This is a genomic window from Paracoccus sp. MKU1, from assembly GCF_001447385.1.
Taxonomy (GTDB): Bacteria; Pseudomonadota; Alphaproteobacteria; order Rhodobacterales; family Rhodobacteraceae; genus Paracoccus.
Genome location: NZ_LLWQ01000173.1, coordinates 1 through 17,670, shown reverse-complemented (window position 1 = coordinate 17,670; position 17,670 = coordinate 1). Strand labels below are relative to the sequence as shown.

The following is a 17,670-nucleotide window of genomic DNA, read 5'->3' as shown; positions in this document are numbered from 1 at the left end:
TTCCCATGCCGCGGCATAGGGGCGGTTCTATACCGGGCGGCTTTGTCGCCTCGCATTGGCCGAGGTCTCGGGCTCGCCCCATCTGTCCCGTCGCGGGCATGAGAGCTCTATCGCCTCTTGCCGTTCAGGATCGACAAGGATAACGCAACTTCCGGTCGCCATGCGGATGGGGCGCAGGGCTGATCGGCCAAAGCCGGGGTTGCCCGCTAGCCCTCCTGCGCCCGCAGCACGCGGGCCGGGCGCGCCGACAGTGGGCGCAGCGCAAAGGCGATGCCGGCCAGCATGACCGCAGCCACGCCGCCCAGCACGATCGCCACCGCAGAGACCGGCTCGAACACGTAACGTGTCTCCATCACCAGGGTGATCACCGCCCAGCCTGCGAGCCCGCCGGCAAGGATCGCCACGAGGCCCGCCGCGGCCCCCATCAGCGCCGAGCGCAGCGCGAAAGAGGCGAGGATGCGCCCCCGCGTCGCGCCCAGCGTGCGCAGGATCGCCGCCTCGTAGACCCGCGCCCGCTCGCCCGCCGCGGCGGCGCCGATCAGCACCATGAACCCGGTCAGCAGCGTCGCCGCCGCCGCCCAGGCTGCGGCCGAGGCGATGGCGCCGAGCGCATCGGTCACCCGGTCCACCGCGTCGCGCACCCGGATCGCGGTCACGTTCGGAAAGGCGCCCGCCAGGTCGCGCAGGATGCGGCCCTCGGCCTCTGCCTCGGCATAGACCGTGGCGATATGGGTATGGGGGGCGCCGCGCAAAGCGTTCGGGTTCATCGACATGACGAAGCCGAGGCCGCCGGTCGAGAAATCGACCGCGCGGAAGCTGGTGATCCGGGCCTCGATGTCGCGGCCCAGGATGTTCACCGTGATCCGGTCGCCAAGCGCCAGCCCCAGTTCCGCGGCCTCCTCGGCCCCGAACGAGACCTGCGGCGGGCCTTCGTAGCCTTCGGGCCACCATCTGCCGGCGGTTACCGTGGTGCCCTCGGGCGGCTGTTCGGAATAGGTGACGCCGCGATCCCCGCGCAGCACCCAGTGATCGCCCGCGACCTCGGCGGCGGGCCGGCCGTTGATGCGGGTCAGGATGCCGCGCAGCATCGGCGCGCTTTCCACCCGCTCGACGCCGGGGTCGGCATCCAGCCGGGCGTTGAACGCCGCCATCTGGTCGTTCTGGATGTCGAGGAAGAAATAGGCCGGCGCGCGCGCGGGCAGGTCGCGGTCGATGGCGGCGCGCAGGTTGGCCTCGATCTGCCCCACGCTGGCCAGCACCGCCAAGCCCAGGCCTAGCGAGAGGATGACCGAGGTGGTTTCCTGCCCCGGCCCGCCGATGGCCGACAGCGCAAGCCGTAATGTCGGCCGCCCGCGCAGGGCGGGCCGGCGCGCCAGGAACCGCGCCGCGCGGCGCACCAGCACGGCCGACAGGACCAGCACGCCCAGGGCCGCGACGATGCCGAAGGCCGCCCCCAGCGCCAGCTGCGGCACGCCGGAAAACAGCGCCGCTCCGCCGATCAGCACGGCCGATAGCGCCGCCGACACCGCCCACCATACCGGCCTGGGCCAGCCGGGCGCCGCGCCCGCCGCTTCGCGGTAAAGCGCCGCCGCCCGGATCCGGGCAGTGCGCGCCAGCGGCCAGAGCGTAAAGAGCAGCGCGGTCGCGACCCCGTAGAAGGCCGCCTCGGCCAGCGGCGCGGGCCAGGGCGCGAAGACCGCCGGCACCGGCAGCAGGTGCTCGATCATTGGCGCCAGCGTCAGGGGGATGGCCGCGCCAAGGATCAGCCCCGCCCCGACGCCCAGGGCGGTCAGCGCTGCGATCTGGAACAGATAGGTCAGGAACACCACCCGCTGATCGGCCCCAAGGGTGCGCAGCGTCGCGATGGTGGCCGTCTTGCCGGCCAGATAGGCGCGCACCGCCGCCGAGACGCCGACCCCGCCGACCGCCAGACCGGCCAGCCCCACGATCACCAGGAAGGCCCCGATCCGGTCCACGAAGCGTTCGATCCCGGGCGCGGCGCGGCGGCTGTCGCGCCAGCGCAGGCCGGTATCGGGAAAGGCGGCCATCGCCTCTTGTCGCAGCGCATCGAGGTCCGCCTCCGGCGGCAAGAGCAGTCGGTATTGCGTGTCGAACAGCGTGCCCGGCCCGATCAGCCCGGAATCCGCCAGCGCCGGGCTGGCGACCAGCGTGCGAGGGCCAAGGCCGAAGCCCCCGGCGGCGCTGTCGGGTTCGCTTACCAGCACCGCCGCCAGGCGAAAGGATTGCAGGCCCAGCCGGAACGCGTCGCCGATGCCAAGGCCCAGCCGGTCGGCCAGCACCCGGTCCATCACCGCGCCGGGCAGGCCGTCCTTGCCGGCCAGCGCCTGTCCGAGCGGCATCGGCGGGTCAAGCTCGACCGTTCCGACCAGCGGATAGGCACCGTCCACGGCCTTCACCTGGGTCAGGCCATGCTCGGCCCCGTCGCCCTCGCCCGCGACCGCCATCGAGCGGAAATCGATCACCTCGGAGGTGCGCAGCGCGACCCGGTCCATGAAGGCGCGCTCGGCCTGGGACGCATGGCGATAGGTGAACTGCATCTGCGCATCGCCGCCCAGCAGGATCGCGCCCTGTTCGGCCAGCCCCGCCTGGATCGAGGCGCGCACGATGCCCACCGCCGCGATGGCCGCGACGCCCAGGATCAGGCAGGCCAGGAAGATGCGGAAGCCGCGCAACCCGCCGCGCAGCTCGCGCCGGGCAAAGCGCAGGGCCGTCCGGGCGCTCATGGCCAAACCGCGCGGGGGCTGCCGAACCGGGCCGTCATTCCGCCGCCTTCTGCGCTGCGGCCTCGCTCTCGATCCGGCCATCGGCCAGGTGCACGACCCGGTCGCAGCGCGCCGCGAGTTCGGGCGCGTGGGTGACGAGGATCAGCGTCGCCCCGTGCCGGTCGCGCAGCCCGAACAGCAGGTCCATGATCGCCCCGCCGTTCGTGCCGTCCAGGTTACCCGTCGGCTCGTCCGCCAGCAGGATCGCGGGCCGCGTCACCGCCGCGCGGGCCAAGGCCACGCGCTGCTGCTCGCCCCCCGACAGTTGCGCGGGATAGTGCCCGGCGCGTTTGTCCAGGCCCACGGCCGCCAGTTCGGCGGCAGCGCGTTCGAAAGCGTCCCTCGCGCCCATCAGCTCCAGCGGCACCGCGACGTTTTCCAGCGCCGTCATCGTCGGGATGAGGTGGAAGGATTGGAAAACCACGCCCATATTCCCCCTGCGGAACCGGGCGAGCGCATCTTCGTCCAGGGCCGCCAGATCGCGACCCAGCGCCCGGACGCTGCCCCCCGTGGCCCGTTCGAGCCCGCCCATGAGCATGAGGAGAGAGGACTTGCCCGAACCGGACGGACCCACCAGCCCCAATGTCTCGCCCCGCGCCACGTCGAGGGTGATGCCTCTCAGGATATCCACCGGACCGGCGTTTCCCATCAACGTGAGCCGCGCCTCGCGCAGCGAAACCACCGGCTCCGTCATCGCCCGTCCTTCACCTGACCGTCCTGTCTGGGGATATGGGGTCGGGCGGAGTTTCCGCAACCGCATGATGGCCGTGGTTTCCGCAGCTTTCATCGGCCTGATGATGCTGGTGCTGCCGGCGGCGGCAGAGCCCTTGCGGCTGGTGGCCCTGGGCGACAGTTTGACGCAGGGCTACGGCCTGCCGCGGGCCGAGGGCTTCGTGCCGCAGCTGGAGGCCTGGCTGCGGGCCGAGGGGCGCGAGGTGACGGTGCTGAACGCCGGGGTCTCGGGCGACACGACCGCAGGCGGGCGGGCGCGGGTGGGCTGGGCGCTGGCCGACGGGGCGGATGCGATGATCGTGGCCCTGGGCGGCAACGACCTTCTGCGCGGCATCCTGCCCGAGGTCAGCCGCGCCAATCTGGACGCGATCCTGACCGAGGCGGCCGCGCAGGGCGTGCCGGTGCTGCTGGTCGGGATGGAGGCGCCGGGCAATTACGGTCCCGAATATCGCAAGGCCTTCGACGCCATCTACCCGGATCTTGCGGAAGCGCATGAGGTGCCGTTGGTGGGCAGCTTCCTTGCGCCGTTGCTGGAAGGCACGGGCGATCCCGCGTCCTTGGGCGACTATCTGCAACCCGACGGCCTGCATCCGAATGCCGAGGGTGTGGCACGGATCGTGGAAGGGCTCGGCCCCGAGGTGCTGCGGTTCCTGGACGGCATTGAAAAGAAGGAATGATCTCACCGTCAGATTTCGGCGAGGCCGGAGCCTAATGCCGGGATCGGTGTTCGTCCAGAAGGCGGCATTGAGGAGCGGCCGGTGCGGCAGAAGGAACTGGCCGCCGTGCTTCTGCTGGGCAGATCGTCCTTGTCCGGGACCTCGCCCGTCTTGAAACCGACGGTCTGGTCCGCGGCGCGCCAGATCCGCAGGACGGTCTCGCCAAGGCTCCGAGCCCCCTGCCGGGGCAACCCTGGCCCGGCCTGCTCTTGCCGTCATCGATGAGCAGCGGATCAGCATCGTTCGGGAGGTTCTGCAACACATTCTTGACCGGCTGGAGCCAGAACGAGCCGACAAAGGCAACAGCCCATGGCCATAGATCAGGAGATGCAGGCTTGGCGAACCGCGCAAACCTCGGCGCCGCCCTGGTTGCTGGCCATGTTCATGCTCAGTGGCACCATGGGGGCGCTGCGGGTTGGGGGGCGGCCTTCGGCAGCACCGCCGGCACGGCGCAGATGACGCTCAGCACCTCTACTGTCGGCCTGACGCTGGCCCAGGTTCTCTCCGGGTCCGCTACCGAGCTGTCTGGCATGTAAGTGCCGCGGGGCTTAACCTGATACGAGCGAGGCGGCGCTATCTTCCTCGATGCCGTCATCCTCGCCGCCACCGTCATCCGGTGCAGGCCCGTCCAGGAGCGCCCTTCGAAGTGATCGAGGCAAGTTCCTCCTTGAGCTGCCGGTGCGCCCGTTTGCAGACCCAGCGCGCCTTGATGGCGCCGGTGAGCTGCTGAGCGGGGTGTCGGCAGACTGACCTGGCCATGGCTTCGCCACCGGAAAAACGCGCGCCGCAGGGAACATTTTCCGCGGCGCTGCATCCAATCCGGCATGGGCCTGGTTCTACGGCCCCGGATCGGAAAGGAAACGATATGCGTATTCTCGCCTCTCTTTTGTTCGGCGCCCTCGCCGCTGGCCCCGCGCTGGCGCAGGACGCGGCCATGACCGCGCCACCGGCGGCGCCTTTCGTCCAGGTCAGCACGCTGGTGCCGCTGCCGGATTTCATTCCAGGCCTTGGCACGCTCTATGTCGATCCCGCCAGCCTGCCTGCCGGGCCGTTCCTCGGCTATGACCATGACGGCACGCTCTCGGCGACCATCTACATGGTGCCGATCGAGGATTTGCAGGCGGGGACGGCCTTCGACGATCTGCCGGTGGGGAGCCAGACCGTCACCAGCGTCGACGTCTACTACAACGCTGGCCATCCGGGGGTGGAAAAGCCCCATGCCCATGTCGTTCTTTACCATGACGCCGGCGCGCATGACCGGCTGGCCAAATGAAGCTGTCACGCCGCGTTCTTCTCGGGGGCGGCCTGGCCGCCCTTGCCGGCCATGCCGCGCCGGCCGAGCGGGTAGAGATCGCCATGCGCGGCAGCGCACGCGGGGAAAGGGTGTGGTTCTCGCCGCAGGGTGTCGCGATCATGCCCGGCACGATCCTGCACTTCGTCAACCGTGATGCGGGCAACAGCCATACCAGCACCGCCTATCACCCCGATCTCCTTGGCCGCCAGCGCCGCATTCCCTCGGCCGCCGCGCCTTGGGACAGCGATTTCCTGTTGCCCGACCAAGCGTTCGAGATCACCCTGACCGTGCCCGGTGTCTATGATTACTACTGCCAGCCGCATGAGATGGCCGAGATGGTGGGGCGGATCGTGGTCGGCCGGCCCGGCGATCCGGGCTGGGAGGGCTCCGCCCCGGAAAGCGAGGATCTGATGCCCGAGGTTCTGGCGGCCTTTCCCCGGGTCGAGGCGATCCTGGCGACGGGCCGGGTCGAGCAGGGGCGCGCGCCATGATCCGCGCCCGCCTGCTGACCCGGCCGGATGACGATCCCGACTGGCAACTGGTCGCTGCCGCGCGCGTCCATGACGAGGCGGCGATCCGCGAATTGGTGCGGCGGATGAACCCGCGCCTGTTCCGTATCGCCCGCGGCATCCTGCCCTCGGATGCCGAGGCCGAGGAGGCGGTGCAGGACGCCTACCTCGCCGCCTTTACCCGGCTTGACAGTTTTCGCGGCGAGGCGCGGTTTTCCACCTGGATCAGCCGCATCGCCATCAACGCCGCGCGGATGCGCGCCCGCCGGCCGCGCCCCGAAAAGGACCATGTCACCGTGACCGACGATCTTGCCTCCTCCGCCGAAGTGCTGGTCTTTCCGGGTGCTGAAACCGCCGAAGCCGGCATGGGCCGACATGAGGTCCGCGCGCTACTGGAGGAGGCGCTGGCCAGTTTGCCGCCCGATCTTCGGCTGCCTTTCCTGCTGCACGAGGCCGAAGGCCAGCCGGTGTTGGCCATCGCGCGCGATCTGGCGCTGAACCCGATCACGGTGCGCACCCGGCTGTTTCGTGCCCGACGGCAGTTGCGCCTGACGCTGGAGGCCCGCCTGCGCGGCGGGTTCGACGCGGTCTTCCCCTTCGACGGGGCTCGCTGCGCCATGATGGCCGATCGCGTGGTCGGGGGCTTGCGCGCAAAGGCGGGTCGGTGATTCTGTGTCCGGTCCAGGACTGACAATCCCCTCGCCGCTGATCCCGCTCGTGCAACCAGCAGGCGGCGAGCTTGCGCTGCCCCCCTGCCTCGATTGGTGCGCGTGATCGTGCGGATTTCCTGATCGCCCTGTGCAGAGGTGCGGGCCGCTCGGGGCCCGTCTCGTCCTGACGCAGACTGGCGGGGGCGGGCAGCCGCCTCTCGCCCGGCCCGCTGCTGGGGTGCTGCATATTTGCGACAGGCTTGCGCAATCCGAGATTGGCGGGCCAAGGCGGATTGCTATGACCGAGAATTTCCGTAAAGTATTTTTCCCATCCGCGCCTTCCGGCCTCGAAGGCTTACCGGAGCCGCATGCGATGAGCTATCGCCATTCCATGACCTGCTATACCGAGGGCATCCGGCCCACGATGCCCGTGCAATGGCGCGGCCTCGACGGCTTGGTCAGCGTCTATTGGGAGGCCGAGGGCCAGACCGGCGCACAGGGCTACTACCTGTCGCCCGACCCGCGCATCGTCTTCTTCTTTAACGACGTATCCGCGCATATCCGCATTTCGAACCGCGACGACGGCATCGGCCGCCATTGCCGTCCGATGACTCGGGCGATCTATGTTCCGGCGGGGATGCCGATGTGGACCCGCTTCACCGCGCCGCATGCCTTTTCGCATCTGGACCTGCATGTGCATCAGGACCGGCTGCTGCGCTTCCTGTCGCCGCCGCTCGGCCGCTCCGAGGCGCTGAGCGTCCTGCGCCGCCCGGTCGAGATCCAGGACGCCGCCGCCATCGACGCGCTGGCACGGCTGCTGGTGGACGAGGTGGCGACGCCGCGCAAGCATGGCGTCTATGCCGAAAGCCTGGTCGGCAGCATCTTCGGCTATCTGCTCGACCTGCCGCAGCAGGCCGAGGAGCGCCCCGCGGCGCTGTTGACGCAGGCGCAGATGAAGCGTTTGCGGGCGCGGCTGGGGACCAGCCCCGAGCGGCGGCTGACCGTGGCCGAAATGGCGGAAATCGTCGGCCTGTCGGAAAGCTGGTTCGCGCATGTCTTCAAGAACACCACCGGCACGACGCCGCTGCAATGGCAGCTGGGCCAGCGCATCGAGCTGGCCCAGCGGTTGCTGTTGGAATCCGACCTGCGACTGACCGACATCGCCGCGCAACTCGGCTTTTCAGATCAGGCGCACCTGACGCGGGTGTTCCGCAAGTCCTGCGGCGAGCCACCCGCCGCCTGGCGCCGGACACGGCTGGCGGTCTAGGATCCGGGCGCGGGGTCCCGCCCGCAGGGCGGGCAGGACGGCGTGGAATTACCAGGTCCGGCGCAACGTGGCAGTGATCTCGCGGCCGGGGTTGTAGGTGATGGCGCCCGATGCCGCCTCGCGATGCTTTTCGTCCAGCAGGTTGGTCACGGTGACCGAGAGTTCCGTGTCCTCGCGCAGCGCATAGCTGTAGGCGGCATCGATCAGCACGGCGGCATCGGACTTGGACCGGTTGTCGTCACCGCTATAGGCCGTGCCTTCGTAGCGCGCGCCGATGCCGAAGGTCATGTCGCCACGCGCACCTTGGCCTTGCAGCGTATAGTCCAGCCAGATCGAGGCCAGGTGCCGGGGCACGTTGCCGAGGCTGTTGCCCTGATAAGGCGACAGCCGGTCGGTGATCTCGGTATCCGTATAGGAATAGGCCGCGACCAGGTTCAGGTCCGGGTTGACCTCGGCGCGAGCCTCCAGTTCGATGCCGCGGGCGCGGATCTCGCCGATGGTGCGGGGCACGGGCGGGCTTTCGCTGGTGTCCTGCCGGGTGATGTTGGTCTTGCGCAGATCATAGGCCGCCGCCGTGAACAGCGCATTCATCCCGGCCGGGCGGTATTTCAGGCCCAGCTCATACTGCTCGCCCTCCTCCGGCTCGACGGTCAGCGCCGCCGGCAGCACCGATTCGGCATAGCTGACATAGGTCGAAAGCTCGGGGGTGATCTTGTAGGTCAGGCCCAGGCGCGAGGTGGTCTTGTTGAAATCGGCCTGGGTCGTGGTCCCGTCGAGCGCCGTGCGCGACAGGTCCATCCGGTCGTGGCGCAGGCCGATGGTGGCGATCAGCCGATCCGAGAAGGTCAGCTCCTCTTGCAGGTAGACCGACGCGATGCTGTCGTCCGTCCTGGTCCCGGTATAGGGGGCGAGCGCGTCCAGATCGATCCCGCCGGTATAGACCGGGTCGGTGTAGTCGATCGGCGAAGCCGGCGCATACCAGGTCCTCGAATTGGCCGAGAGGTCGCTGTATTGCAGGCCGACCAGCGTGCGGCTGCCGATACTGCCGAAATCCGTGTCGTATTGCAGATGCGCATCCGCGACGAATTGCTCGCCCGAGGAGGCGTTCGCGAAATAATAGCGGTCCGCCGGGTTCAGCCCGTCGGCATCCCAGATATAGACATAGCCGAAGCCGCGATCTTCGTCGCTGTAGCGCGCATTGGCGCCGAACGTCAGGCCATTGCCGAAGTCATGGTCGAAGAGCACGCTCAGCGAGGTGCGCTCGTTCTCGACATAGTTGAAATCCGGCTCGCCGAAGAAGCGGTCACGCGGGAAACTCGTACCCAGCGGGAAGCCCGATCCCGTCGAGCCGTCGCGCTTCATGTAATCCAGCACCACGCTGAGCGTGGTCTGGTCGCTGGGCCGCCAGGTCAGGCCGCCCATCAGCAGGGTGGCGTCGTTCTTGCTGTAATCCAGCTCTTTGTCCGCCTTCTGCACCCGGCCGGTGAGGCGATAGGACAGGGTGCCGTCCTTGATCAGGTTGTCGCCGAAATCGACGCCGACCTCGCGGTGGTTGAACGAGCCCGCGGTCACATAGGCCTCGCCGAAACGCTGGGTGCGGGGCAGTTTGGTGACATAGTTCACAGCGCCGCCCGGCTCGGAGGGGCCGGTGACGGTCGAGTTGCCGCCCTTGACCACCTCGATCCGCTCATAGGCAAAGGCATCCTCGCGAATGCCGCCAAAGGCTTTCTGCATCGGCAGCCAGTCGCGATAGACCGAGGCATCGAAGCCGCGCAGCTTGTAATAGTCGAAGCGGTCGTCGCCGCCATAGAAGTCGGTCGTCACGCCGGCAGTATAGCGCAACACCTGCTCGGCGGTCTCGGCGCCGCGCTGCCGGATCTCCTTGCTGGTGATGATCGAGACCGAGGCAGGTGTGTCCAGCAGGTCCGTCGCCATTCTGCTGCCCGCCATCGTCCGGCTTGCGACGATCGAACCGGCGTCGTCGTCGGTGCGGTTCGCCTCGATGGTGACGGTGTCCAGAATGATGCTGCGGCTATCCTGCGCCCGCGATACCTGGGGCTGGAAGGCGACAAGCGCGGTGCAGCCCAGCAATGCGGCGGTCAGGCAGCGCTGCCGGGCGTTTCTGAATCGGGATTCAATCGGCATGACAAGGGTCCAGTTTCGTTGTGATGACGATGCTGGGCCAGGTGCTGGCCAAGGGGACTGGCGGCGAATCCGGCAGCGGGTCCGTCGGGCGCCCAGCATCTTTCGCCGCGCGTCCTAGCCCGGATCTTGCGCCGCTGTATTGAATATTCCTATGCTTTTTGTCGGAATCCACGGGAAAATGTTGTCTGTTTTAGTCGGAAACCGATCTTGCGCTTGACGCATCCGGCCCGAAGTGAAACCTCGGCCGCGTTCCTCCCGCGATCGCGAGACTTGCCATGCTGTCGAAAACCCGCATCTGCCTGACCCTGGCCGCTGCCATGCTGGCGTTGGCCGCCACCCGTGCTGCCTGGGCTCAAGGGGATGGGGGCGGCTTTCCCATCACCGTCGAGCACGCCTTCGGCATCACCACCATCCCGGCGAAGCCCCAGCGCGTCGCGAGCGTGGCCTGGGCCAATCACGAGGTGCCGCTGGCTCTTGGCGTGGTGCCGGTCGGCATGGCCGCCGCCAGCTTCGGCGACGATGACGGCGACGGCGTGCTGCCCTGGGTCGAGGCGCGGCTGAAGGAACTGGGCGCCGACACCCCTGTCCTGTTCGACGAGGGTGATGGCATCGACTTCGAGGCCGTGGCCGCCAGCCGCCCCGACGTGATCCTGGCCGCCTATTCCGGGCTCAGCCGGGCCGATTACGATACGCTCAGCCAGATCGCTCCGGTCATCGCCTATTCCGAGGCGCCCTGGGCGACGAACTGGCGCGACATGATCCGGCTGAACAGCGCCGGCCTTGGCATGAAGGCCGAGGGCGAGGCGCTGATCGCGCAAATCGAGGGCCGGATCGCCGAGACCGTTGCCACCCATCCGCAGCTTGCCGGCAAGTCGGCCATGTTCGTGACCCATCTCGACACCACGAACCTGAGCCTGGTCAGCTTCTACACCACGCATGACACGCGGGTGCGGTTCTTTGCCGATCTGGGGCTGCGCTCGCCGCAAAGCGTGGTCGAAGCCTCGGCGGATGGCAGTTTCGCCGGGCAGGTCAGCGCCGAGCGGATCGACAGCTTCGACGACGTCGACATCCTGGTGACCTATGGCAGCCGCGATCTGTTCGAGGCGATGCGGCAGGATCCGCTGATCTCGCACATGCCGGCGGTCAGGAACGATGCGCTGGTGATGCTGGGCAGCGATCCCATGGGCACGGCGGCCAATCCGACGCCGCTGTCGATCCCCTGGGTGCTTGACGATTACGTGGCGCGGCTGGCCGAGGCGGCCGCCGGCAAGGCCCGATGACGGCGCAGGCCGGCGCCATGCCGGGCCGCCGGGCGGCGCGGAATACGCTGGGACTGGCGGCGGTGCTGCTGCTGGTGGCGCTGCTTTGCGCGCTGTCGGTGGCCATCGGCACGCGCGAGGTCGGCTGGGACGACATCGCCGCCGCCCTGGCCGGCCGGGCCGAGACCATCGGCCAGGCCGCCGTCGCCGCACGCCTGCCGCGCACCGCGCTGGCCTTCCTGGCCGGGGCGGCGCTGGGGCTGTCCGGGGCGCTGTTGCAAGGCGTCACCCGCAACCCGCTGGCCGATCCCGGTATTCTGGGCATCAACATGGGCGCGGCGCTGGCGGTGGTGGTGGGCGTCGCCTGGTTCTCGATCACCTCGGCGCAGGCCTATATCTGGGCGGCGATCCTGGGCGCCGGGCTGACGGCGGTGTTCGTCTATGTCATCGGCTCGCTGGGCCGGGGCGGCGCCACGCCGCTGAAGCTGGCGCTGGCGGGGGCCGCGACCTCGGTCGCCTTTTCCTCACTGGTGATCGCGGTGGTGCTGCCGCGCGGCGACATCGCCGGGGGCATCCAGTCCTGGCAGGTCGGCGGCGTCGGCGGGGCGACATTCGCGCGGCTGGCGCCGGTGCTGCCCTTCCTGGCGGCGGGCTTCGCGATCAGCCTGCTTTGGGCGCGCAAGCTGAACGCGCTGGCGCTGGGCGACGAGCTGGCCGCCGGCCTGGGCGAGAATGTCGCCCGCACCCGCGCCATCGCCGGGCTGGGCGCCATCCTGCTATGCGGGGCGATCACGGCGGTCTGCGGACCCATCGGCTTCGTCGGGCTGGTGGTGCCGCATTTCTGCCGCCTGCTGGTCGGCACCGACCATCGCTGGCTGCTGCCCTTCTCGGCGCTGGCGGGGGCGGGGTTGCTGCTGGCCTCGGACATCCTGGGCCGCATCCTGGCCCGGCCGGGCGAGCTGGACGTGGGCATCGTCACCGCCTTTGTCGGCGCGCCGTTCTTCATCTGGATCGTGCGCCGCCAGCGCCTGCGCGAGCTGTGACCATGGCCTCCACCACCCTTGCCGCCATCGCCGCCGCGCGGCATCGTCGCTGCCGCCGGCGCCAGGCCATCCTGGCCGGGCTGGTGCTGCTGATCGCCGGGATGCTGGCGCTGACGCTGATGCTGGGCCAGTCCTTCACCCCGCTGGGGCAGGTGATCCGCGCGTTGGCGGGTGAAGACGTGCCGGGTGCCGGCTTCACCGTGCGGCAGCTGCGGCTGCCGCGCGCCGTGCTGTCGGTGCTGGCCGGGCTGTGCTTCGGCATGGGCGGCGCGGCCTTCCAGATCATGCTGCGCAACCCCTTGGCCAGCCCCGACATCATCGGCATCAGCTCGGGCGCCAGCGCCGCGGCGGTGTTCGCCATCGTGGTGCTGGGGATCAGCGGGCCGGCGGTGCCGATCCTGGCCGTGGCGGCGGGACTGGCGGTGGCGCTGGCGATCTATGCGCTGTCTTTTCGCGGCGGCATTGCCGGCACCCGGCTGATCCTGGTCGGCATCGGCGTCGCCGCCATGCTGCACAGCTTCATCGCCTATACGCTGTCGCGCGCGCCGGCCTGGGACTTGCAACAGGCGCTGCGCTGGCTGACCGGCAGCGTCAACGGCGCCCAGCTGGGCCAGGCGCTGCCGCTGCTGGCGGTGCTGGCGCTGGCGGGCGGGGTGCTGCTGTCCCGGTCCCGCGATCTCGAGGCGCTGCGCATGGGCGAGGACATGGCCGCCGCCCTCGGCGTCCGGGTCGGGCTGACGCGGACGCTGGTGATCGCCTGCGCCGTCGGCATGATCGCCGTGGCGACGGCGATCACCGGGCCCATCGCCTTCGTCGCCTTCCTGTCGGGGCCGATCGCGGCGCGGATCATCGGTAGCGGCGGCTCGCTGCTGCTGCCCTCGGCGCTGGTGGGCGCGGCGCTGGTGCTGGTTGGCGACTATTGCGGGCAATTCCTGATGCCGGGCCGCTATCCGGTCGGCGTCGTCACCGGGGCGCTGGGGGCGCCCTATCTGATCTACCTGATCGTGCGGGTGAACCGCGCAGGAGGCTCGCTGTGACTTCCGAGAACCGACTGATCGCCGAGCGGCTGACCGCCGGCTATGGCGAGGCCGCCATCCTGCGCGACCTGGACCTTGCCGTCGCGCCGGGCCGGATCACCGCCATCGTCGGGGCCAATGCCTGCGGCAAGTCCACGCTGCTGCGCAGCCTGTCGCGGCTGCTGGCCCCCGCGCAGGGCCAGGTGACGCTGGACGGCCGTGCCATCCACCGCATCCCCGCGCGCGAGCTGGCGCGCAGGCTGGGGCTGTTGCCGCAATCGCCCATCGCCCCCGAGGGCATCACCGTGGCCGAGCTGGTCGGCCGCGGCCGCCATCCGCATCACGGCCTGATGAGCCGCTGGAGTGCCGAGGACGACCGCGCCGTCGCCGCGGCGCTGGACGCCACCCAGACCGCCGATCTGGCCGATCGCCCGGTGGACGAGCTGTCCGGCGGCCAGCGCCAGCGGGTCTGGATCGCCATGGCGCTGGCGCAACAGACCGGCATCCTGCTGCTGGACGAGCCGACGACCTTCCTGGACGTCAGCCACCAGGTCGAGGTGCTGGACCTGCTGGTGGACCTGAACGCGGCGCGCGGCACCACCATCGTCATGGTGCTGCACGACCTGAACCTGGCGGCGCGCTATGCCGACCTGCTGGTGGCGATGCGCGAGGGCCGGCTTTACGCCTCGGGTCCGCCCGAGGCGGTGCTGACCGCCGAGACCCTGCACGCCGTCTTCGGGCTGGACAGCCGGGTGGTGACCGATCCGGTCTCGGGCAAGCCGATGATGCTGCCCATCGGCCGGCACCGCGTCGGGACCAGCCGTCCGGTTGCGGCATCGGCCATGCCGGAAGGCGTTTCACACAGAAATCTTGCAGGTTGAGGCAAGCCGCCATCCCGCAGCCTCGCCATGGCGGGTGAGCTCAAGGAAAGCCTGACACGATCCCCTCACGTCCCGCCTGCGGGGGGCTAGAACGACCTTCCCGCACTGGAACGGACCTGTATCATGTTTCCTCCTGGGCCGCCGGCCGCGGCAGGGCGCCCGCGTGGAACTGCTCGCTTTCCGGCCCGTCCCGATTCACGCGCCCAAAGGAGCTCAGCCGGTCCGAGAGCGCAGAAACGCATCGTGCCGCCAGTGCCTCGTTCCTGAAAGCCCGCGGTTCGCCTCAGCGAGTCGAACGATCCACCTTCGCTGCGCCGGCGGGCAGCCGCCATCCGCTGATGTGTTTGAACTGAATCTGCCGCGGCATCAGGACCCCTGCGGGAGGTGGCAGTCGCCGCGCGAGCCGCGTTCGTTCAGCGGCGCGGGACTTGGCCGCCCCCGATCCGCCGGACCATCAATCGCCCGTTGCCGGGTCATCGAGGTGATCGGGCTCAGCCCGCGGTGCAGCTGGTTCCGGCAGGGTTTTGCCGGGCATTTGCGGCTGCCCGTTTTCCGCCACCTGCTTCAACGCGCCCAGCATGCTCACCGCATAGGCGGCATAGGGGCCGATCCAGCGTTCGTGCAGGGCATGGATGGGCAGGGCATCGAGATGGTTCCATCTTTCGCGGCCCCGCCGCTCGACCACGACCAGCCCGGCCGTCTCCAGCACCCGCAGATGCTGCATCACCGTGCAGCGGTCCAGCTGCGGCAGCGCCTCGCACAGCCCGCCGGTGGTTTTCGGCCCCGCCTTCAGCAGGTCCAGCAATTGCCGGCGCGCCCGGTGCCCCAGCGCCTTGAACAGCGCGTCGTCCTGATCCTCGGTTGACATGTTATATGAATATAACATAATGGAGCCCGACACAAGGAGGAGCGTGACATGGAGCTGAAATTCACTGTCGGCGGCCGGATCGCCAAGCCGGTCGAGGAGGTGTTCGAGACCGTGGTGAATCCCGACAGCCTGTCGAAATTCTTCACCACCGGCGGCGCCAGGGGCCGTCTGGCCCCCGGTGCCGAGGTGACCTGGGATTTCCACGATTTCCCCGGCGCCTTCCCGGTGCTGGTGCAGGAGGTCGTCCCGAACGAGCGCATCACCCTGCAATGGGAGGCCGAGGGCGAGCCGCGTGTCTGGACTACCGTGACCATGACCTTCCAGCCGCTGGAAGACGGGCGCACGCTGGTGCGGATCAGCGAATACGGCTGGCCGGAGACCGAGGCCGGGCTCAAGGGCTGCCTGGGCAATTGCGAGGGCTGGACCGGGATGATCTGCGCCATGAAGATGTGGCTGGAACATGGCATCAACCTGCGCGAAGGATTCTATAAATAGGTCTGCGGCGCGGTCTGGTTGAGGGAAGGGGCCGGTGCTGGCGGCGGCCGCGTTTCCGCCATGACCGGGCGATGGGGATCGAAGCCCAGGGGCCCGGCCTGCTCCGCCGGACGGTGGTGTCCTAGCCAAGGATCGCCTTTGCCCGGACGCCTTGCTGCAAAGCGGCGGGTGCATGCGCGTCGCGGTCCTGGCCAAGCTGGGGCCGGCAGATCCGGCGTCGGTAGCCCGGGCCAAGGGCAGCAGATCGGTCGGCGCAGCAGGATGCGCGCCGGGTGCTCGAGGCGTAGTTCATCCAAGGCATCGAGGGGGAAGCCATCGGGTTGCGGCAACCCGTCCTTCCGGATGCCGAGGCGTATCACCGAGCAGCCGGAGATCCGTTGCGGGCCAGATGATCCACTTGCCCTGCTTTGATGAAAAGCCGGGCACGACTGCGGCGAGATGGGATTTGCCAGCCGTTACGCGGCAAGATGAAGCCTCAGGGCAGGGTGTCCGGCCGGCGGATCCGCCGTCCTGGCCAGCGGGGCGAAGCCTTCCGACGGAAACGGCGAGGGGATCCGGTCCCCTCGCCGCATCTCCCGTCAGCTGGCGCTGAGCCAGGCGCTGAAGCGTTCCACCAGTTCCGCCTCGTGATCGACCCAGAATTCATAGGATGAACCCAGCGCGTTCTGCATGTTGTCGGGATTGGTGGGCATGTGCGGCGCCATCTCGGTCTTGCCATCGTGATAGAGCCCGACAAGCTCGGCCGAGGATTTTCGCGCCGGGCCATAGCTGATCCATTTCGCCTGATCCGCCAGCCTCTGGGTGTCGGTGGCGAACTTGATGAACTCCAGCGCCTCCTCCTGCTTCTGCGCGCCTTTCGGGATGACGAAAAGGTTGTACTCGTAGACCTGCCCGTCCCAGACGATCTCGAAGGGCTTGCCCTCGGAGATGGCGGCGCTGAAGATCCGGCCGTTATAGGCCATGGTCATCGCCACCTCGCCGTCGGCCAGCAGTTGCGGCGGCTGCGCGCCCGTCTCCCACCAGACGATGTCCTTCTTGATGCTGTCGAGCTTGGCGAAGGCGCGGTCGATGCCTTCGGGCGTCGAAAGCAGCCCATAAACCTGATCCGCCGGCACGCCGTCGCCCATCAACGCCATTTCCAGCACCGCCTTGGGCACTTTCTTCATCCCGCGCTTGCCGGGAAACTTTTGCGTGTCGAAGAAATCGACGATGGTCTGCGGCTTGGCGTCGGGATATTTCGTCGCGTCATAGGCGAAGATCGTCGAGAACACGATCGAGCCCACGGCGCAATCGGTCAGGCCCTGCGGCAGGAAATCCTCGGTCGCGGGGGTGCCGTCGGGCGCGGGCGGCAGGATTGCCTGGTCGATCGGCTCCAGCAGCCCCTCGTCGCACAGGCGGATCGCGTCGGCATATTCGACATCGGCCACATTGGTGGTGACATTGCCGGCCTCGACCTGGGCCTTGATCGGGATCGCCGGGTTGTCGCTGTCAAGCGCGACGACCTTGATGCCGGTCTTGGCGGTGAAGGGCTTGTGATAGGCCTCGACCTGGCTTTGGCCATAGGTGCCGCCCCAGGACATGACGGTGATCTCCTGCGCCGAGGCGGTCGTGGCCAGCAGCGTCAGCGCGGTGGTCAAGATGAGGGTCTTTTTCATGGATGTCTCTCCTGTCGGATGTTCTTGCTTTTTTGTTGGCAGCGGGAATCGCGGGGACCGGCCCTTCGTCCGGGGCCGTATCGGGGGGCGCCCGGCCCGCGGGGGAGATGCGGGCCGGTCCTGGCGGTTTTGGGCCGCCGTTCCGTGCTCCGCCCGCCGAGGTCCGGCGGGCGGGAATGTCGGGGGTCAGGCGGCCCTGGCCTTGCCCTTCACGATCAGGTGCTCCGGCCCATAGGGGAAGCCGGTGATGTTGCGGTTGCCGCCTTCCTCGATCACCAGGATGTCGTGCTCGCGATAGCCGCCGGCGCCGGGCAGGCCCTCGGGGATGGTGATCATCGGCTCCATCGACACCACCAT

15 protein-coding genes and 1 pseudogene are annotated in these 17,670 nt (G+C 68.9%); 10 read left to right on the top strand and 6 right to left on the bottom strand.

The genetic code is table 11. The features are described 5' to 3' along the window. Nucleotides 1-206: 206 nt before the first annotated feature. Complete coding sequence (locus AQY21_RS13625) at nucleotides 207-2,744, bottom strand: ABC transporter permease (RefSeq protein WP_058098183.1); 2,538 nt, start codon at nucleotides 2,742-2,744, stop codon at nucleotides 207-209. A 34-nt stretch (nucleotides 2,745-2,778) separates the two neighbouring features. Then, complete coding sequence (locus AQY21_RS13620) at nucleotides 2,779-3,477, bottom strand: ABC transporter ATP-binding protein (RefSeq protein ID WP_058098182.1); 699 nt, start codon at nucleotides 3,475-3,477, stop codon at nucleotides 2,779-2,781. 64 nt (nucleotides 3,478-3,541) lie between these two features. Between AQY21_RS13620 and AQY21_RS13615 the strand changes: the two genes are divergently transcribed. From AQY21_RS13615 to AQY21_RS13590, 5 genes are all read left to right on the top strand, one after another. After that, a complete protein-coding gene (locus AQY21_RS13615; RefSeq protein WP_058098181.1) occupies nucleotides 3,542-4,192 on the top strand; it encodes an arylesterase in 651 nt (216 codons plus the stop codon). Nucleotides 4,193-5,096: 904 nt separating this feature from the next. Continuing rightward, nucleotides 5,097-5,504 carry a hypothetical protein gene (locus AQY21_RS13605; RefSeq protein ID WP_058098179.1) on the top strand — a complete coding sequence of 136 codons (408 nt, stop codon included), beginning with the start codon at nucleotides 5,097-5,099 and terminating at the stop codon, nucleotides 5,502-5,504. Further along, nucleotides 5,501-6,016: a plastocyanin/azurin family copper-binding protein gene (locus tag AQY21_RS13600; RefSeq protein ID WP_058098178.1), complete on the top strand. Its 516-nt coding sequence runs from the start codon at nucleotides 5,501-5,503 to the stop codon at nucleotides 6,014-6,016. Before AQY21_RS13605 ends, AQY21_RS13600 begins: the two co-directional genes overlap by 4 nt. Next, nucleotides 6,013-6,702, top strand: a complete 690-nt coding sequence (locus AQY21_RS13595; RefSeq protein ID WP_058098177.1) for an RNA polymerase sigma factor — start codon at nucleotides 6,013-6,015, stop codon at nucleotides 6,700-6,702. Before AQY21_RS13600 ends, AQY21_RS13595 begins: the two co-directional genes overlap by 4 nt. A gap of 355 nt (nucleotides 6,703-7,057) precedes the next feature. Then, nucleotides 7,058-7,951, top strand: coding sequence for an AraC family transcriptional regulator (locus AQY21_RS13590; RefSeq protein ID WP_152988228.1), 894 nt, complete (start codon nucleotides 7,058-7,060; stop codon nucleotides 7,949-7,951). Between the two features lie 48 nt (nucleotides 7,952-7,999). Here AQY21_RS13590 and AQY21_RS13585 read toward each other — a convergent pair whose 3' ends face one another. Next, nucleotides 8,000-10,096: a TonB-dependent siderophore receptor gene (locus AQY21_RS13585; protein WP_058098176.1), complete on the bottom strand. Its 2,097-nt coding sequence runs from the start codon at nucleotides 10,094-10,096 to the stop codon at nucleotides 8,000-8,002. Between the two features lie 275 nt (nucleotides 10,097-10,371). Between AQY21_RS13585 and AQY21_RS13580 the strand changes: the two genes are divergently transcribed. The 4 genes from AQY21_RS13580 to AQY21_RS13565 are packed head-to-tail and all read left to right on the top strand — an operon-like array spanning nucleotide 10,372 to nucleotide 14,295. Beyond that, nucleotides 10,372-11,376 carry an iron-siderophore ABC transporter substrate-binding protein gene (locus AQY21_RS13580; protein WP_058098175.1) on the top strand — a complete coding sequence of 335 codons (1,005 nt, stop codon included), beginning with the start codon at nucleotides 10,372-10,374 and terminating at the stop codon, nucleotides 11,374-11,376. Then, nucleotides 11,373-12,398: an iron ABC transporter permease gene (locus AQY21_RS13575; protein WP_058098174.1), complete on the top strand. Its 1,026-nt coding sequence runs from the start codon at nucleotides 11,373-11,375 to the stop codon at nucleotides 12,396-12,398. The genes AQY21_RS13580 and AQY21_RS13575 overlap by 4 nt, the downstream gene beginning before the upstream one ends. Before the next feature lie 2 nt (nucleotides 12,399-12,400). Then, complete coding sequence (locus AQY21_RS13570; RefSeq protein ID WP_152988227.1) at nucleotides 12,401-13,435, top strand: iron ABC transporter permease; 1,035 nt, start codon at nucleotides 12,401-12,403, stop codon at nucleotides 13,433-13,435. Next, complete coding sequence (locus tag AQY21_RS13565) at nucleotides 13,432-14,295, top strand: ABC transporter ATP-binding protein (protein ID WP_058098172.1); 864 nt, start codon at nucleotides 13,432-13,434, stop codon at nucleotides 14,293-14,295. Before AQY21_RS13570 ends, AQY21_RS13565 begins: the two co-directional genes overlap by 4 nt. Nucleotides 14,296-14,749: 454 nt before the next feature. Here the strand turns inward: AQY21_RS13565 and AQY21_RS13560 are convergent, their stop codons facing one another. Then, nucleotides 14,750-15,163 carry a helix-turn-helix transcriptional regulator gene (locus AQY21_RS13560; RefSeq protein WP_058098171.1) on the bottom strand — a complete coding sequence of 138 codons (414 nt, stop codon included), beginning with the start codon at nucleotides 15,161-15,163 and terminating at the stop codon, nucleotides 14,750-14,752. Nucleotides 15,164-15,211: 48 nt separating this feature from the next. On the opposite strand from AQY21_RS13560, the gene AQY21_RS13555 reads away from it, so the two are divergent. Beyond that, complete coding sequence (locus AQY21_RS13555; RefSeq protein WP_058098170.1) at nucleotides 15,212-15,658, top strand: SRPBCC family protein; 447 nt, start codon at nucleotides 15,212-15,214, stop codon at nucleotides 15,656-15,658. Nucleotides 15,659-16,236: 578 nt separating this feature from the next. On the opposite strand, the gene AQY21_RS13550 is transcribed toward AQY21_RS13555, so the two are convergent. Together AQY21_RS13550 and AQY21_RS28685 are read right to left on the bottom strand one after the other, a co-directional pair. Next, entirely contained in the window at nucleotides 16,237-17,313 is a 1,077-nt protein-coding gene (locus AQY21_RS13550) for an ABC transporter substrate-binding protein (RefSeq protein ID WP_058098169.1), read from the bottom strand. Between the two features lie 186 nt (nucleotides 17,314-17,499). Then, nucleotides 17,500-17,670 (bottom strand): annotated as a pseudogene (locus AQY21_RS28685) (creatininase); the annotation flags it as partial.